At 36.4% G+C, this 16,620-nt stretch carries 17 protein-coding genes; 5 read left to right on the top strand and 12 right to left on the bottom strand.

What is annotated here, in order from left to right:
* Positions 1-29 precede the first annotated feature (29 nt).
* The 8 genes from ACB089_RS04565 to sufC all read right to left on the bottom strand — a co-directional run bounded on the left by ACB089_RS04565 (position 30) and on the right by sufC (position 9,021).
* Positions 30-1,397, bottom strand: a complete 1,368-nt coding sequence (locus ACB089_RS04565; RefSeq protein WP_374965481.1) for a bifunctional metallophosphatase/5'-nucleotidase — start codon at positions 1,395-1,397, stop codon at positions 30-32.
* Positions 1,398-1,498: 101 nt separating this feature from the next.
* The gene (locus ACB089_RS04560; protein WP_374965480.1) at positions 1,499-2,326 is read right to left on the bottom strand and encodes a sulfite exporter TauE/SafE family protein; all 828 of its coding nucleotides are present in this window, start codon (positions 2,324-2,326) and stop codon (positions 1,499-1,501) included.
* Positions 2,326-3,183 carry a DUF72 domain-containing protein gene (locus tag ACB089_RS04555; RefSeq protein WP_374965479.1) on the bottom strand — a complete coding sequence of 286 codons (858 nt, stop codon included), beginning with the start codon at positions 3,181-3,183 and terminating at the stop codon, positions 2,326-2,328. The genes ACB089_RS04560 and ACB089_RS04555 overlap by 1 nt, the downstream gene beginning before the upstream one ends.
* 574 nt (positions 3,184-3,757) lie before the next feature.
* Positions 3,758-5,155, bottom strand: a complete 1,398-nt coding sequence (gene sufB, locus ACB089_RS04550; RefSeq protein ID WP_031417705.1) for a Fe-S cluster assembly protein SufB — start codon at positions 5,153-5,155, stop codon at positions 3,758-3,760.
* Between the two features lie 116 nt (positions 5,156-5,271).
* Positions 5,272-5,697: a Fe-S cluster assembly sulfur transfer protein SufU gene (gene sufU / locus ACB089_RS04545; RefSeq protein ID WP_374965478.1), complete on the bottom strand. Its 426-nt coding sequence runs from the start codon at positions 5,695-5,697 to the stop codon at positions 5,272-5,274.
* Complete coding sequence (locus ACB089_RS04540) at positions 5,687-6,916, bottom strand: cysteine desulfurase (protein WP_374965477.1); 1,230 nt, start codon at positions 6,914-6,916, stop codon at positions 5,687-5,689. Before ACB089_RS04540 ends, sufU begins: the two co-directional genes overlap by 11 nt.
* On the bottom strand, positions 6,916-8,223 hold the full coding sequence (gene sufD, locus ACB089_RS04535) for a Fe-S cluster assembly protein SufD (RefSeq protein WP_374965476.1): 1,308 nt from the start codon (positions 8,221-8,223) through the stop codon (positions 6,916-6,918). Before sufD ends, ACB089_RS04540 begins: the two co-directional genes overlap by 1 nt.
* An 18-nt stretch (positions 8,224-8,241) precedes the next feature.
* Positions 8,242-9,021, bottom strand: a complete 780-nt coding sequence (gene sufC, locus ACB089_RS04530) for a Fe-S cluster assembly ATPase SufC (protein ID WP_276563163.1) — start codon at positions 9,019-9,021, stop codon at positions 8,242-8,244.
* Positions 9,022-9,619: 598 nt separating this feature from the next.
* On the opposite strand from sufC, the gene ACB089_RS04525 reads away from it, so the two are divergent.
* From ACB089_RS04525 to ACB089_RS04505, 5 genes are all read left to right on the top strand, one after another.
* Positions 9,620-9,877 carry a hypothetical protein gene (locus tag ACB089_RS04525; protein WP_374965475.1) on the top strand — a complete coding sequence of 86 codons (258 nt, stop codon included), beginning with the start codon at positions 9,620-9,622 and terminating at the stop codon, positions 9,875-9,877.
* A 153-nt stretch (positions 9,878-10,030) separates the two neighbouring features.
* Entirely contained in the window at positions 10,031-10,933 is a 903-nt protein-coding gene (locus ACB089_RS04520) for a LysR family transcriptional regulator (RefSeq protein WP_374965474.1), read from the top strand.
* A gap of 26 nt (positions 10,934-10,959) precedes the next feature.
* Positions 10,960-11,157: a hypothetical protein gene (locus ACB089_RS04515; RefSeq protein ID WP_374965473.1), complete on the top strand. Its 198-nt coding sequence runs from the start codon at positions 10,960-10,962 to the stop codon at positions 11,155-11,157.
* Between the two features lie 124 nt (positions 11,158-11,281).
* Complete coding sequence (locus ACB089_RS04510) at positions 11,282-11,992, top strand: LytR/AlgR family response regulator transcription factor (protein WP_374965472.1); 711 nt, start codon at positions 11,282-11,284, stop codon at positions 11,990-11,992.
* 553 nt (positions 11,993-12,545) lie between these two features.
* Positions 12,546-13,277 carry a sensor histidine kinase gene (locus ACB089_RS04505; RefSeq protein WP_374965471.1) on the top strand — a complete coding sequence of 244 codons (732 nt, stop codon included), beginning with the start codon at positions 12,546-12,548 and terminating at the stop codon, positions 13,275-13,277.
* A gap of 191 nt (positions 13,278-13,468) precedes the next feature.
* Here ACB089_RS04505 and ACB089_RS04500 read toward each other — a convergent pair whose 3' ends face one another.
* Genes ACB089_RS04500 through ACB089_RS04485 form a run of 4 tightly spaced genes read right to left on the bottom strand, consistent with a single transcriptional unit; the run spans position 13,469 to position 16,603 of the window.
* Positions 13,469-14,170, bottom strand: coding sequence for a hypothetical protein (locus ACB089_RS04500; RefSeq protein WP_374965470.1), 702 nt, complete (start codon positions 14,168-14,170; stop codon positions 13,469-13,471).
* 23 nt (positions 14,171-14,193) lie between these two features.
* The gene (locus ACB089_RS04495; RefSeq protein ID WP_374965469.1) at positions 14,194-14,907 is read right to left on the bottom strand and encodes an ATP-binding cassette domain-containing protein; all 714 of its coding nucleotides are present in this window, start codon (positions 14,905-14,907) and stop codon (positions 14,194-14,196) included.
* 6 nt (positions 14,908-14,913) lie between these two features.
* Positions 14,914-15,687, bottom strand: coding sequence for an ABC transporter permease (locus ACB089_RS04490; RefSeq protein WP_374965468.1), 774 nt, complete (start codon positions 15,685-15,687; stop codon positions 14,914-14,916).
* A complete protein-coding gene (locus ACB089_RS04485; protein ID WP_374965467.1) occupies positions 15,677-16,603 on the bottom strand; it encodes an ABC transporter ATP-binding protein in 927 nt (308 codons plus the stop codon). Before ACB089_RS04485 ends, ACB089_RS04490 begins: the two co-directional genes overlap by 11 nt.
* Positions 16,604-16,620: the final 17 nt, after the last annotated feature.

Raw genomic sequence — 16,620 nt, 5'->3', positions numbered from 1 at the left:
TTCCCCATTCCATTCTAAAGCATCTTTATCTATTGCTTAAAGAATCTTTGCCCATAATCTATCATAATATTTCGTAAAAATTCTGGTAGAATATATTTCTTCTTCGCATATTTAAAGCTTGGATAAAAATAACCGAACGTAAACAAATCCAGCGTTACTAATTTGTAAATTCGATCGTTATCTGCAACCTTACCATTGATAAGTAATTGACGATCCTCATTCATTGAAAAGCCATAAGTCAGCATCTTTCCAAAGATAACGCCTCTAAACCCTAATCCTTTGAGCTCAATATAGGGCCACTCTTCATTTTTAGATTCCTGAAAAATCTCTTTCATTTCAGCAACTGATAATTCAATCGTACATAAATTTATAGGATGAGGGAAGATTCGATGCAAATCTAGTGCAGTCACTGTTCCTTTAGGTAAACCATCTAAAAAAATACCCGCATTAAATAACGCACAGTCAGCTCCACTTTTTTCTATAATGGCCTGCGCAAACAAATCTGATAATTGCGAATGATGGAACCATTCCTTGTTGTACGATTTTTTCGTGATGAATACTGGAATATCAAGTAATCGTTTACCTTCTTCCTCAAAAGACTGTACAATACTTTTTTCGTATTGAACAGTTGGCAAGTCCTTATTATGAATTAATATATCCTTTTTTTCAACAATCTTCCTCATTTTTTTATCATATTCTACAACAAGATGACCAGTATATTGTCCAAATTTCCCTCCGCCTGTTAATAAAACGCCATTCACTAGTTTTCCATTCGGGAGAACATGATGTGTATGTGAGCCGAATATTACATCAATTTCTGGGCATTCCTCCGCTAAAAGCTCATCCTCTGTTATCCCTAAATGTGACAGACAAACAATAATATCTACTTCTTTACGGAGCTGCAGTGCTAAGTGAATGAGTGTACTTCGTGCCTCATTCATCTCCCAGTTTAATTCCTTATAATAAATTTCAAACATAGCAGTGGCTGCAATAACTGCAAGCTTTGTACCATGAGCAGTTGTTAATACAACATACGGCTTCATCCACGCTGGATTTGTTCCTTGCGAGGCATACACATTAGCAACGACAACATCAAAAGCTGCTTCATCATACAGATGATATAGCTCCTCATGGGACAATGTTATCCCTTCATTATTACCAATTGTCACTACGTCATAGCCAGCTTCATTCAATAACATCACATTGCCCTTACCGACTGTTGCTTCTGTATAAATATTTGAACGATCTAAATGATCTCCGACATCAAATAAATAACTTGTTTCCCCCAGGTTTGTAAGCCCGCTACGCATCTCTTTCACATAGCTTTGCATTCGTGGCCAATACTTAAAATGACTGTGCAAATCATTCGTATGAAAAATATGAATTTTTTCCTGCATAAAAGCCACCTCATCTTTAAAATAGCTTCTGTTTCTGTATAAGTGCTATAAACTCATCAGACCTTAATGTCTGTATAAAGTCGATTTCTAGACACTTCCAATCAAGTTGACAATAAACCCTCGATAATAGAACGAATTCCCAATAACAACAAAATAACTCGAAGTGCTACTACAAGAGTATCCGATTTAATTCTTTTGTTTAATGCTGCCCCAAGCTTTGCCCCAATATAAGCTCCTGGAATAACTGGTATTGTATAGAGCCATGGTACATGCCCTAAATAAATATGACTCGCTGAGTTAACAAGCGACGATAGAAATACCATAAACATCGATGTTGCCACTGCCACATGTGGTGGGAACAAAAATAAAATAATCATAGCAGGCACCATCATCGAGCCCCCACCGATACCAAATAATCCAGAGGCAAAGCCTATGCCAAATGTTAATATAATGGCAAACCAAATTGGATAGCCGTATACAAAAGTATTTCCTTCATTATCCGTGAATTCCTGTTGCACACCATTTTTTACAAACCATTTTACAGGTTTCAATCGATCACGTACAAGTAATATCGTCGCTAAAATGATCAATAAAATACCAAAATATAAATTAAATGATGGTAAATCTAATCCCTTATTTACCCATGCCCCCAGCATTGTCCCAGGAATACTCCCTATGAAAAATATAAAACCGCTTTTATAATCAACTGTTTTCGATTTCATAAAGCTTAACGTAGAGGCAAGACCAGTGAAAATCATCATGACAACAGATAAACCAACCACTTTTTGGGGAGTCATATCTGGAATCATCCCTAGATTTAATCCAATGAATAATGTTGCAGGGACTAAGATAATTCCTCCACCGAGCCCAACTAATGAGCCAATTAACCCTGAAAATAATGCAATAATCGCTAAAAGAATAAATTCCATTATAGTTCCCCTTCAAACATGTTTAATTGTTTAGGCGCTAATCCTACATCTCTAATCGCTAAAATCCCTTGTAACTCCTTTGCATTTTTAGCAGCATGGAGCCCTGAATTATTATTGAATAATACATACAGATCCTGTACCTCTGATTGGAGACGTTTCACATGCTGACCAAGCTGCTGTAATTCTTCACTATTATAATCATATAAAAAACGAACCTTGCGCCAGTTTTCGGCATTACCAGTATTGCGCCACCCATGAATGTTACGTCCATGAATACGTACAAGTGCCTTAGTCGCAGTAACAGTAGGATAAAATGGTACAGAGCCTACGCCAGCCTGTGGTTCATCACAAATAGTGTGAATAAATTGATGCTCTCGTAATAAATCCATCGTTTGCTGCACTACATTGTCCGCATACCATGTCCGATTGCGAAACTCTATAGCTACGTCAAAGCCTTTGAGCTGCTGCCTAATATACAAAAGATATTGAACATTTTTGGCCTGACAATCAAACCATGGTGGAAATTGTGCTAGTATCATCGCTAGCTTCCCATGACGTTTAAATTCATTAGCACATTCGATAAAGGCATTAAACATGTCATTCTTCGATTCAAATGGTATGTCCCCACGTAAATGACCAGTCATCCCTTGATAAGCCTTCACAACAAAACGAAAATTTTCTGGCGTATCTACACACCATTTCCGAACATTCTCTATCGAAGGTATGGCATAAAAAGAAGTATCTACTTCTACCGTTAAAAAATGACCTGTATAATCGAATAATTTTTCCTTTGAGGCAGTCACTCCACTATAAAGTGAAGGATGATCACCCCAACCAGTTAATCCAACTCGAATCATGTGACTCCCTCCTCTATGTACATTATCATAGCACACACTTTCTAACGAAATATAAACGTATCATAAAAAAACATAGCTCATAAACAAGGGAAATATGGATAATTCCCTTGTTTATGCGATAAAATATAGGATTATCATCAAAACGTGTGGTTGATCTTCGTTCCGGCTGGGCGCTTTGTTGGGGGGCGCTTCGCTTTCGCACAGAGCAAAGCTTCCTGGGGGCGTCCGATGAGCCGCTTGGGCCAAAAGGATGTTGGTCACGAAGGCGTTATCACAAGACGTGATGCTCTTAGCCTTCGTTCCTCTACCTGCTCGCTCTAGGGTCTCGGTGCAGCTGGATGGCTTCTAAAAACTTAATTCGATTATCGAAAATGATTTTTCACACCGAACAGGCGATTATGAGATGACATATGCAAAAGGAGAATCACAGCGTAAGGTGACGTTGATAGTACTATTTATTGAATTTTATTCTTAGCATCAATTCTTGTTTTTTTAAATCCGAGAAGGCTATTCCTCCTAAAAAAAGACATAAAAAAACCCGTCACAAACATTGCTGTGACGGGTTTTTGAAGTTTTATCCGATTGAACCTTCCATTTCAAACTTGATCAGACGGTTCATTTCTACTGCGTATTCCATTGGTAATTCTTTTGTGAATGGTTCAATGAAGCCCATTACGATCATTTCTGTCGCTTCTTCTTCAGAAATACCACGAGACATTAAGTAGAATAATTGTTCCTCTGATACTTTTGAAACTTTCGCTTCATGCTCTAAAGAAACATTATCATTTAAGATTTCGTTGTAAGGAATTGTATCTGAAGTAGATTGGTTATCCATGATTAACGTGTCACATTCAATGTTCGCACGTGCACCACTTGCTTTAGGGCCGAAACGAACTTGACCCATATATGTTACTTTACCACCTTGTTTTGCAATCGATTTCGAAACGATTGTTGAAGATGTGTTTGGTGCCATATGAATCATTTTCGCACCTGCATGTTGGTGTTGCCCTTTACCTGCTAGCGCGATTGATAATGTCATACCACGAGCGCCTTCACCTTTAAGGATACAAGCTGGATATTTCATTGTTAACTTAGAACCGATGTTACCATCGATCCATTCCATCGTACCGTTTTCTTCAACAACTGTACGCTTTGTTACTAGGTTGTAAACGTTGTTCGCCCAGTTTTGAATCGTTGTATAGCGGCAGTATGCGTCTTTACGTACAACAATTTCTACTACTGCTGAGTGTAAAGAGTTTGTTGTGTAAACAGGAGCTGTACAACCTTCAACGTAGTGTACGTGAGCACCTTCGTCTACGATAATTAGCGTACGTTCGAATTGACCCATGTTTTCAGAGTTAATACGGAAGTAAGCTTGTAATGGTGTTTCCACTTTTACACCTGGTGGTACATAGATGAATGATCCACCTGACCAAACAGCTGAGTTTAATGCAGCGAATTTATTGTCAGTGTAAGGAATCACTTTACCCCAGTACTGTTTGAAAATATCTTCGTTTTCACGTAAAGCTGAGTCTGTATCTTTGAACACAATACCAAGGTCTTCAAGATCTTGTTTCATGTTGTGATACACTACCTCAGATTCGTACTGAGCAGATACACCAGCAAGATATTTTTGTTCTGCTTCTGGAATACCTAATTTATCGAAAGTAGCTTTGATTTCATCAGGTACTTCATCCCAAGATTTTTGTGTAGCTTCTGATGGTTTTACGTAGTACGTAATTTCATCAAAATCTAAGTCTCCTAGGTCGCCACCCCATTGCGGCATTGGTTTTGTATAGAAAGTTTCAAGTGCTTTTAAGCGGTATTCAAGCATCCACTCAGGCTCTTGTTTCATATTTGAAATTTCACGGACGATTTCTTCAGTTAAACCACGTTTTGAACGGAAAATTGATACGTCCTTGTCATGGAATCCGTATTTGTAATCGCCAATATCAGGCATTTTTTTAGCCATTGTTTCTCCTCCGTTCATGAATTATTGTTATTTATCTAGTCTAAAACGAAACCCCTCGTCCTGAATGAAAACATGTACTATTGCTTTTATTCAAGTGTTTGTTTGGGATAAAATTATTACTTTACGCCTTTTTCCATCGCTTTCCAAGCTAACGTCGCACATTTAATACGTGCAGGGAATTGTGAAACACCTTGTAGTGCTTCAACATCCTCAAGGTCATATTTTTCGCTATAGTCTTCACCCATCATCATTTTAGAAAAGATATCAGCAAGGTCTAATGCTTCCTCAACCTTTTTCCCTTTGATAAGTTGTGTCATCATTGATGCAGACGACATCGAAATTGAACAGCCTTCACCGTCAAATTTCGCATCCTCTACAATACCGTCAGTCACTTTAAGCGTTAAATGAATACGGTCACCACAAGTTGGATTGTTCATATCAATCGTTACAGCATCTTCTTCAATCGATCCTTTATTACGAGGATTTTTATAATGATCCATAATGACTGAACGATATAGTTGATCTAAATTATTAAAAGACATCGCCAAAATACTCCTTCGCAGAACGTAACCCTGTAACTAGGCGGTCAATATCTTCCTCTGTATTATACAGATAGAAACTTGCACGCGCTGTTGCTACTTGTTGAAGACATTTCATTAGTGGCTGAGCGCAATGATGTCCTGCACGAACAGCAATACCGCTCATATCAAGAACCGTTGCCACATCATGTGGATGTACATCGTCTAGGTTAAACGTTACAAGTCCACAACGCTTCATTGGATCACGCGGGCCGAAAATTTTAAGTCCGTCAATTGTTTCAAGCTGATCCATCGCGTAGCCTGCAAGCTTATGCTCATGCTCCGCAATATGATCAAGCCCAACTTCAGTTAAGAAATCAATAGCGGCTCCTAAACCTATTGCACCTGCAATAATAGGCGTTCCACCTTCAAATTTCCACGGTAATTCTTTCCACGTTGAGTCATAAAGTCCAACAAAGTCAATCATCTCGCCACCAAATTCAATTGGCTCCATCTTTTCAAGGTGTTCCTTTTTACCATATAGTACACCTATTCCTGTTGGTCCGCACATTTTATGCCCTGAGAATCCTAAGAAATCTACATCCAAATCCTGGACATCGATTTTCATATGTGGTGCTGCTTGTGCCCCATCAGCTACCATTACAGCACCATTAGCATGTGCAATTTGAGCGATTTCTTTAATTGGATTAATCGTTCCTAATACGTTTGAAGCCATTGACACCGACACAATTTTTGTTTTAGGCGTAATAGTCGCACGTACCTTCTCCAAGTTAAGTGTGCCATCTGCTTCAAGTTCAATGTATTTCAGCGTTGCATTTTTTTCCTTTGCTAGCTGCTGCCAAGGAATAATATTAGAGTGGTGCTCCATATGAGTAATGACAATTTCATCACCCTCAGCAACATTAGCACGACCATAACTTCCTGCCACTGTATTTAAAGCGGTTGTAGTACCACGAGTAAAGATAATTTCTTGTGTTGATGTAGCATTGATAAACTTACGAACCTTTTCACGTGCTCCTTCATACTTGTCAGTAGCACGATTTCCTAATGTATGCACACCACGGTGAACATTGGAATTATCGAATTCATAATAATGCTTCATTGCTTCTATCACTTGAATAGGTTTTTGAGAAGTGGCTGCACTATCAAGATAAACAAGCTTATGACCGTTTACTTCCTGATTTAAAATTGGGAAATAGCTTTTAATGTCTTTATTCATCATTAGCGAACTTTCCTTTCAATAACCTCCGTCAGTTGCTTTTGAACGCCCTCAATTGGTAATTGCGTAACAACTGGCGCAAGGAATCCATGGATAACAAGGCGCTCTGCTTCTGCTTTTGAGATACCACGACTCATTAAGTAGTACAGTTGTAGTGGATCAACTCGACCAACAGATGCTGCGTGTCCTGCTGTTACATCGTCTTCATCGATTAATAGAATTGGATTTGCATCGCCACGAGCTTTTTCAGAAAGCATTAATACACGTGATTCTTGTTGTGCATCAGCTTTTGTTGCACCGTGTTCGATGTAGCCAATACCGTTAAAGATTGATTGTGCTGCGTCTTTCATCACACCATGCTTTAAGATATGACCGTTTGAGTTTTTACCCCAGTGACGAACTTCAGTAGTAAAGTTAAGTTTTTGTTCACCGCGACCAACAACTACTGTTTTTGTATCAGCATGAGAACCGTCACCAATTAGATGTGAAATGTTTTCAGAAATAGTATCTGAATCATTCATTAAGCCAAGAGCCCAATCTACTTTCGCATCACGAGCTAGTCGAGCGCGACGATTAACATAAGTAGTAAATCCTTTAGCAAGTACATCAACAGCACCGTAAGTTACTTGTGCATTATCTTGCACTACTACTTCTGCAATAATATTTGCTTGACCTTTTGCTTCTTCAACTGTTGAAATATATGTTTCAACATACGTTACAGCTGAATTTGCTTCAGCTACAACTAACACGTGGTTATATAAAGAAGCTTCTGCGTTATCGTTTAAGAATACTACTTGAAGCGGCTGTTCGATAATTACATTTTTCGGTACATATACGAACACACCACCATTTACAAGTGCCGCATGAAGCGCTGTTAGCTTATGCTCATCAACTTTTACTGCTTCTGTCATAAAGTACTTTTTAACAAGCTCATCATGTTCACGAATTGCTGTTAAAATATCTGTAAAAATAACACCTTTATCAGCAAGTTCCTGTGATGTTTTAATGAAAGCTGGTGTGTTATTGCGTTGAATATAAAGATTTTCTTGTGCCTCAAAATCAATTAAGCCTTTTGCTTCTTCTGGTAATGCATCAAGTGAAGCGAATCCTTCACTGTCAACTGTATGAGTTGGGAAATTCACAAAATCCCATTTTGTAATATTTGTTCTGTCTGGTTTTGGCAAATCTAAACCAGTTACTTTGTCTAGTGCTGCCGCGCGAAGCTCTGTAAACCAAGCCGGTTCACCATTTGCTTCTGAGAACGAGCGCACGTCCTGTACTGTTACAGGCAAGTTAAGTTCCACTGTCATGCTAGTTCGTCCTCCCTCTTATGCTTCTTGTTCTTCTGTTTCTTCTTCGATACCTAATTCTTTTTTAATCCAGTCATAGCCTTCTGCTTCTAAACGTTGTGCTAATTCTTCGCCACCTGATTTAACAACACGACCTTGCATCATTACGTGTACATGGTCTGGTGTAATGTAGTTAAGTAGGCGTTGGTAGTGAGTGATCATTAAGCAGCCGAAGCCTTCTCCACGCATTGCATTGATGCCTTTTGATACAACTTTAAGTGCGTCAATATCAAGACCAGAGTCAATTTCATCTAAAATTGCGATAGTTGGTTTAATCATCATTAATTGAAGAATTTCGTTACGTTTTTTCTCACCGCCAGAGAAACCTTCGTTTAAATAACGTTGTGCCATATCTTCATTCATTTCAAGGAATTCCATGTTTTTATCTAGTTCACGGATAAATTTCATTAGTGAAATTTCATCGCCTTCTTCACGACGTGCATTAATAGCTGAACGTAAGAAATCAGCATTTGTTACACCAGCGATTTCAGAAGGATATTGCATTGCTAGGAATAGACCTGCCTGAGCACGCTCGTCTACTTCCATTTCAAGTACATTTTCGCCATCAAGTTCAACTGTACCAGAAGTTACTTCATATTTAGGGTGACCCATGATTGCAGAAGCTAGTGTAGATTTACCAGTTCCGTTTGGTCCCATAATTGCGTGAATTTCATTTGTATTGATAGTAAGGTTTACGCCTTTTAATATCTCTTTCCCGTCGATTTCAACGTGAAGATCTTTAATAACTAAAGTTGACATGAAAATACCTCCATAGTGTGTTCAGTGAATGGTGAACCATTCCTTAATTATCATCATTCTAATCTTAACTGAAAATCGTTCTCTATGCAAACCATTTCAATCACTTTCATTCTCTTCTGATATAATCCCTAAAAACAAAGACTTTGTAAGCATTTTCAGATTATTGCCAATCATTATTGACAATGAGAATCGACTTCCTTCATTTTCAATAAATAAGTTCTAATTGAGAATTGATTTCATCTAGCATCATAGTGGAAACCTCGCAGGAAGCGTTAATTGTAGCGGTTTTGTGACAGTTATGCATAAATAACAATATCTATACTATAACCTTTTTCATTAGAATGGAATCAATTAAGGGAAAGAAATAAGGGACGTAAGATTTTATCGGAATCTTATTCTGCTTATTACAAAGATTCAGGGATGACATTAGTAATAAAAACGTATGCCATGTATATACGTTGATTGGAGTGGAGGCTGGACGATTACTTGGGGATCAGCGATAGAGGAACAAAGGCTAAGAGCATCACGTCCTGTGATAACGCCTTCGTGACCTACATCGTGTAGGCCCAAGCGGCTCATCGGACACCCCCAGGAAGCTTTGCTCTGCGCGAAAGCGAAGCGTCAGCAACAAATGTTTTCTGCGCGAAAGCGAAGCGTCAGCAACAAATGTTTTCTGTGCGAAAGCGAAGCGTCAGCAACAAATGTTTTCTGTGCGAAAGCGAAGCGTCAGCAACAAATGTTTTCTGTGCGAAAGCGAAGCGTCAGCAACAAATGTTTTCTGTGCGAAAGCGAAGCGTCAGCAACAAATGTTTTCTGTGCGAAAGCGAAGCGTCAGCAACAAAGCGCCCAGCTGTAACGGAAATCACCCCTTCGTTATAGCGCAGACCCTTTCTTGCCAATACTTAATTGATTGAGACATCTGTTTTATTTACAATCATTTTTCATCTTAAATAGTATATAATTGAGGTATAATCAATCGTATTTTTCGATTAATAGAGGTGAATATCTAGTGGAGTTACGTCAATTACGTTATTTTGTTGAAGTTGCTGAACGTGAACACATTTCTGAGGCTGCTGAACATCTTCATGTTGCTCAATCTGCAATTAGCCGACAAATTGCTAATCTAGAAGATGAATTAGGCACACCACTTTTTGAACGGGTAGGACGAAATGTTAAATTGACACCGATTGGAAAAACGTTTCTTGAGCACACAATTACCGCTCTGAAAGCCATTGATTTTGCCGCAAAGCAAGTAGAAGAATATTTAGATCCGGCTAAAGGTACGATAAAAATCGGTTTTCCAACAAGCTTGGCTAGCTATGTATTGCCAACTGTTATTTCAGCCTTCAAACGTGAATATCCAGATTTGCAATTCCAGCTCCGTCAAGGCTCCTATCGCTTTTTAATTGATGCAGTCAAAAATAGAGAATTAAATTTAGCATTTTTAGGCCCTCTTCCACCGAAAGATGAAGCGATTCAATCAACTATTTTGTTTACTGAAAATATCGCCGCTTTACTACCAGCAAAACATCCACTAGCTAAAAGGGAAAGTATTCAACTAGCTGATTTACGTAACGATTTATTTGTGCTATTCCCAGATGGATACATATTACATAAAGTAGCCATGGATGCCTGTCGAGCTGCCGGCTTCTCGCCAAACATCATCTCCGAGGGTGAAGACTTAGATGCACTAAAGGGGCTTGTCGCTGCAGGCATTGGGGTCAGCTTATTACCAGAAAGCTCCCTGTATGATTCAGCTGCCCGCTTCACAGTAAAGGTGCCGATTACATCACCTACGATTCCAAGAACAGTCGGCATCATTTCACCCGTAAATCGTGAAATTGCACCATCAGAAAAAATATTTTTAAATTTTGTTACGAACTTCTTTTCACGCCTTTCTCAATTCCAATAAAAAAATCGCCAGCTACGGCGATTTTTTTGGGTTTATGTGTTTCTTTCCGTCAGATTGGCTGTTCTATCCACGACTTTGACTGTTCTTTCCGTCGCTTTGGCGTTTCTTTCCGTCGTTCTTGCCTTTCTTTCCGTCGCTTTGATATCCATCCGTCACTTTGGCTCTTCCATCCGTCGCTCTCGCATTTCCATCCGTCGCCTCGGCACTTCTATCCGTCGCTTTGATGATTCTTTCCGGGCTTCCCCTTTTTCGGCGGTCCATTTAACATGGGGCACAAAAACGACACTTTACTATATCAAATTGCTTAAAAGAGTTAAAAGCAATACAATTGTAATTGGAGGGATAATTATGATTAAGACAGCTATCTGTGATGATATACCCCAAATGGCGGATGCAGTAGAAGAATTGTTAATACAATATAATCAAAAATTATTTGAGTCCAATGTTTTCTATTACCCTGAAAAGCTAATCAGACATATGAAAAAAACTGAATTTGATTTATTTATTTTAGATATTGAATTTCCTAATACTACAGGTATTGATCTTGCTGAAATAATTCGCCAAAACAATTTAAATGTTCCTATTATATTTTTAACTAATTACAAAGAGTATATGGAGGACGTCTTTAAGGTACAAACCTTTGATTACATAATCAAACCTGTAACTAAAGAGAACTTATTTCCAGTTTTGGATAGAGTAATGAGATATCTAGATGTAAGAGAAGAGAGGTTCATTTTTTCCTATAATAAAATATCTTATAGCCTCAAAATAAATGATCTTGTTTATTTCGAGAAAAATCGTCGCCAAGTTATTATTCGTACGTTAAGTGAAGATTATGTCTCTAATATGTCTACCACTACGATTCTATCTAAACTTAATGACTGTTTTGTTCAAGTACACACGTCTTTTATAGTTAATGTAAAATATATCAAAGAAATCGGGAACAATTTCTTGATATTAAAAAAAGATAACAATAATTCTATTGAAATACCAATGAGTAGAAAATATAAAGAAACCGCTCGAGATAAAATACTAATGAAATTAAGGGACATAGTATGATAATCAATATATTTATTCGACTACTAAGCTTTGTAACTTATATTTTCTTACTTAACTTTTTTTCTCAAGCTGGTCTACGTCCAAAAAATTATTTAGTAAACTAAATTTGTTAATTATCCTACTTCTTTTCCTGACTGTAGGAAGTTCCTTCATTATTAATGGAACTTTTTTGCCCTTCGTTAATATCCTACTAACAGTTTCATTGATATTGATAATCGCTAAGCAACATGATGTTCCCATTAAAGAAACTTTTTTTTGGACAATAGTTCTTTTATCAATTAACTTCATATGCGAATCACTGTCTCTTGCATTATTCAAAAATTTATTCTCATCAACCGTCTATTACTCAAATAATACCATTTTCATTATTATTACTACTAGTTTTACAACGATTTTTGGAATACTAATATTTTCTGGAATTAAAATCTTATTTCTTCAAAAAGACAATCTTTTTCAATCCATTAATATTTCTGCATTATTTGCTCTAATTTCAATCCCTGTTATTTCGATAATTGTTTTGTTAGGCTTCTTATTATCCGAGATAAACATCAACATGAACTCACAACTAATTGAGTTTTTGGTAGTACCGGGTATTTTATTTATGAACATATGTGTTTTGTATTTGTACAATAGTCTAATCAAACACTTAAGAAAAATAAATCATATTTCAATCCAAAAAAAGGCACTTGAATCAGAAATAAAATATATTGAAGAAGTTAAAAAAAATCAACTAAATATCAAAGCTATAAAACATGATTTAAAGAATCAGTTTCTCGTTTTATTAGGTCTACTTGATCGTGAAGCTACCGAGGAAGCAAAAGATTATTTGATGAGTTCCATTGAAGGACTAAACCAACAATCAAATTTTTACACTAACGACAGTGTGCTAAATTATTTATTGAATGAGAAAATATCAATTGCTAAAAAGGAACAAATTGATTTCAAAGTTAAGATCTTTCTATCAGAAAAAATTAGTATTGATAACGATATTCTTGCAATAATAATTGGAAACTTAGTCGACAATGCATTAGAAGCTTGCATTAGAATAAAAAAAAGTGAAGACAAAGAAATATTTCTAGTAATCAAGCAGTTCAATAGAAACCTCTTGATTGATATATCTAATACTTTCGATCCCTTAGAAACAAAATCTAGAAGAGATCGTCAAAATGAAGGAATAGGTGCTAGAAGTATAAATGCTTTAGTTGAAAAGAATGGTGGTTTATATAAGCATTGGATTGAAAACAAGAAGTATTTTGTAAGTATTGTACTTTTTGATATCTATTAACTTTATGACAATCTATTCTTAACCAAAATATTTTTAATAGATAATCACTCGACCTCAAAATTTTGGCTATTAAGGTCGAGTGATTATCTATTTTTTGTTTCTTCTGAAAAGGTGCATTTGATTCCGAACAAGAAACATAACACTAATATAGCAAGATCTAATAGCGATAAAAACATTACTAATAAAGTTCGTTATATAGTCTCGCTTTCATCTATTCTTTTACCAACATAACGAAGTATAGGAAGCATAGCCAATAATACACATGAAGCTCCTACGGATGCGGCAAATTGAAAGTTTATCAACGACAGTGCAGAAACGTTAGCTAATACAACAATAGAAATAATGCTAGTAATTACTGTATACATTGTTGATGAAAAATAAATACCAATAAAGCTAGAAAAGAGGACGATTGATAAAGTTAATAGTACACAAACTACAGCAACAAAAATAAAATCCACCCAATAACTTTTAATTGGTTTACCCAGTATTGGAAAAACAGTTTCTCCTATTGAAAAAATTAAGTTGACCAATAGTAGTGCTACAAATTGAGACAAACCAAGGATACATCCAAGTACTATGTTCTTGATTAAATACAATCTACTCCGCTTTATTGGAAATAAAAAAACTCTATTTCTATTATCACCAACATAATTTTTAACAATGTGACGGCTTATTACTACAGCTCCATATACTGAAATAATACACATAGTTATTGTGCTTGCTAAACTAAGTATTGCTGGGTAACTTGTTAAAATATCATCTACATCATTTTCCTCAAATTTCCCCACGATTACAAAAAAATAAGTAAAAATCAATTGTGAAAGAAAGGTTAAAGTAAATGTTGGGAATATAATTTTCTTCATTTTAGAAATCTCAAAATGATAATAATTCATTAAATAAACACCTCCATCTACTTTCACTTTGTTGCAGTTAATTGGTGGTAATAGTCTAATATTCCACCTTCATAAATACGATTTATATCATCAATTTTTCTCATCTCACTCGTTCTACCATTTGACATAAAAACAATGTCAGTTGATATATCTTCTAGGTCAGCGAAAGTATGACTTGTTATCAATATAATTTTTGTTCTTGCTAAAGATTTCAAAATGTTCTTAACTAATTCAATTCCATCAGGGTCTAGTCCATTAAAAGGTTCATCTAAAACTAAAATTTCCGGATTGTGTGTTAGAGCTACTGCCAACTGTAGCCTTTGCTTCATCCCTAAAGACATTTTTCCAATAACCGCTTCTGGAGAAACATTCAATTTCACCTGCTGCAAAAGAGGGAGCCATGAACTAGGTTTTTTTAACCCATAATAGTGAAAATGTTCTTCAAATAACTCATGAACAGTAAGTTCAGAAATACTGTCTAAAGAAGTAAATATCGTTCCTATTTTCAGTAAGTTTTTATAATTATCCTTTTGTGAAACAAGATTATCACCAAACCAGATTTCTCCCTCATCAACAACAACCAACCCACAAATACTTTTCAACAAAGTAGTCTTTCCAGCACCATTGGGTCCTATTAAAGCATGTATTCCTCCTCGTTCGAAACACAAATACTCTACGTCTATCACTAGATGATTCTTAATATACTTTTTTAAGTTTTTTAGCATGACTTGATTCACATTGACTTACTCCTTTCTCGATAGGGCAAATAATGATAATCCAAAAGTAAATAGTGCCCATATAATAACCACAAATAAATCCACAAATGAAATTGATCCTAGGCCAAATAGTGTAGCCCTAATCAGATTACTCGTTGGTACAAAGGGAAATACATTGTATATAATCGTCATCCAATCCGGAAGTCTATCAGCAGGGTAAGTAATGGGAGAAAACAGTAGGCCACCTATCATAATAATTTGTGTCACCAATGCAACAAAATTCGATGGAAGCCAATATGCTATCGCGAAGCCAATAGAAATCATTGCTACTTGTGCCAGCAGGGTAATAAGAATACTTGTAAGAGATACGTTGATTGATATATTAAATCTAATCATAGCAGCAAAGCATGACATAAATATTCCCGGTAGTGAAGCGATACCCCAAATGATAATATCCGCAATTAGAATACTCATACGATTAACAGGTAAAGTCTTTTGATATTTTACAATTCCATCTTGTTTAGCAGTATTAACTATTTGAGCTGCTAAAACACAACCAACAGCAATAATCCCCAAAGTAATCGCACCTGAAGATAGATATAGTGAAGTTACTTCATCTATTTCCGGTATCAATAAAGCAAGCCCATATACAATGGCGAGAGCTAAAGCTGCTTGAGCTATACTAAAAGTTGGCAATAAATATTTGTGCCTAATCAGACTCCAACGCATCAAACCGCAAAACTGTAGTAAACTATAGTTTTTTAGCATTGCTTCAAAATGTATGTCAAGTTTACGCTTCATTTATCAACTCTCCGTATAGATTATTTATTGAAGATGGTGCAAGCCGATAGTTGACTACTTCTTTTTGACTGATTTTTCTTAACACCCAATTCAAAGCATCTGGAACTTGTTCATGTGTTAGCTCGAAATCATATTGCATTTCCTCATCATTAAAATCAATATCTAGTGCTTCTGGAAAATCATTCAAGTCCAAAGAATTACTAACCGTTATCGTTAGTATGTTTGATACAGATAACCCTAAATTCACCTCTCTAATAGGAGAATCCTTAATTAATTTTCCTTGATCCATTAGAAGATATCTGTCAGTGTATTGTTCTACTTCTAACAAATTGTGCGTGACTACAACGATAATATGTCCTTTTTGCGCAAGCTTCCTCAAGTATCTCCAGATGATTTTTCTTCTCACAGGGTCTACATCATTTGTAGGCTCATCTAATAAAATAATAGGTGGCGGTGCTACAACTGCCATAGCAAATGAGGTTAGTCTTTGCAATCCCCCAGATAATTTTTCTCCAGATTTATTTGCCCATTCCTCAATCTGCAATTCCTGAATTATGTCATCAGTCAATTGCTTATTTTTATATCCACTAACACCTTTTATTCTTAAAACTGACTCAACAGATTGTCTCAATGTCACACCAGCTAACGGTGCATGAAACTGCGGCATCATTGATATTAAGCGTCGGGCAACTTTAGTTTCTTTAACCAAAGAATGTCCCTGATAAGTTATAAAACCACTATCTGGTTTTGTTACACCAATTATTTGGTTTAAGAATGTTGTTTTACCAGCACCATTGTGACCTGTTAGAGCTACAACTTCACCCGCAGAAAAACAAGTCGATATGTTATCGTTTGCTTGTACATTACCTTTTCGATAGCTTTTACTAATTGAGTGAATGCATAAATCATTTTTCATTTCTTCACCCCTCGTAT

It is taken from the genome of Lysinibacillus sp. RS10 (assembly GCF_041956855.1).
GTDB lineage: Bacteria > Bacillota > Bacilli > Bacillales_A > Planococcaceae > Lysinibacillus > Lysinibacillus xylanilyticus_A.
This window is presented reverse-complemented; position numbering and strand designations above follow the sequence as displayed.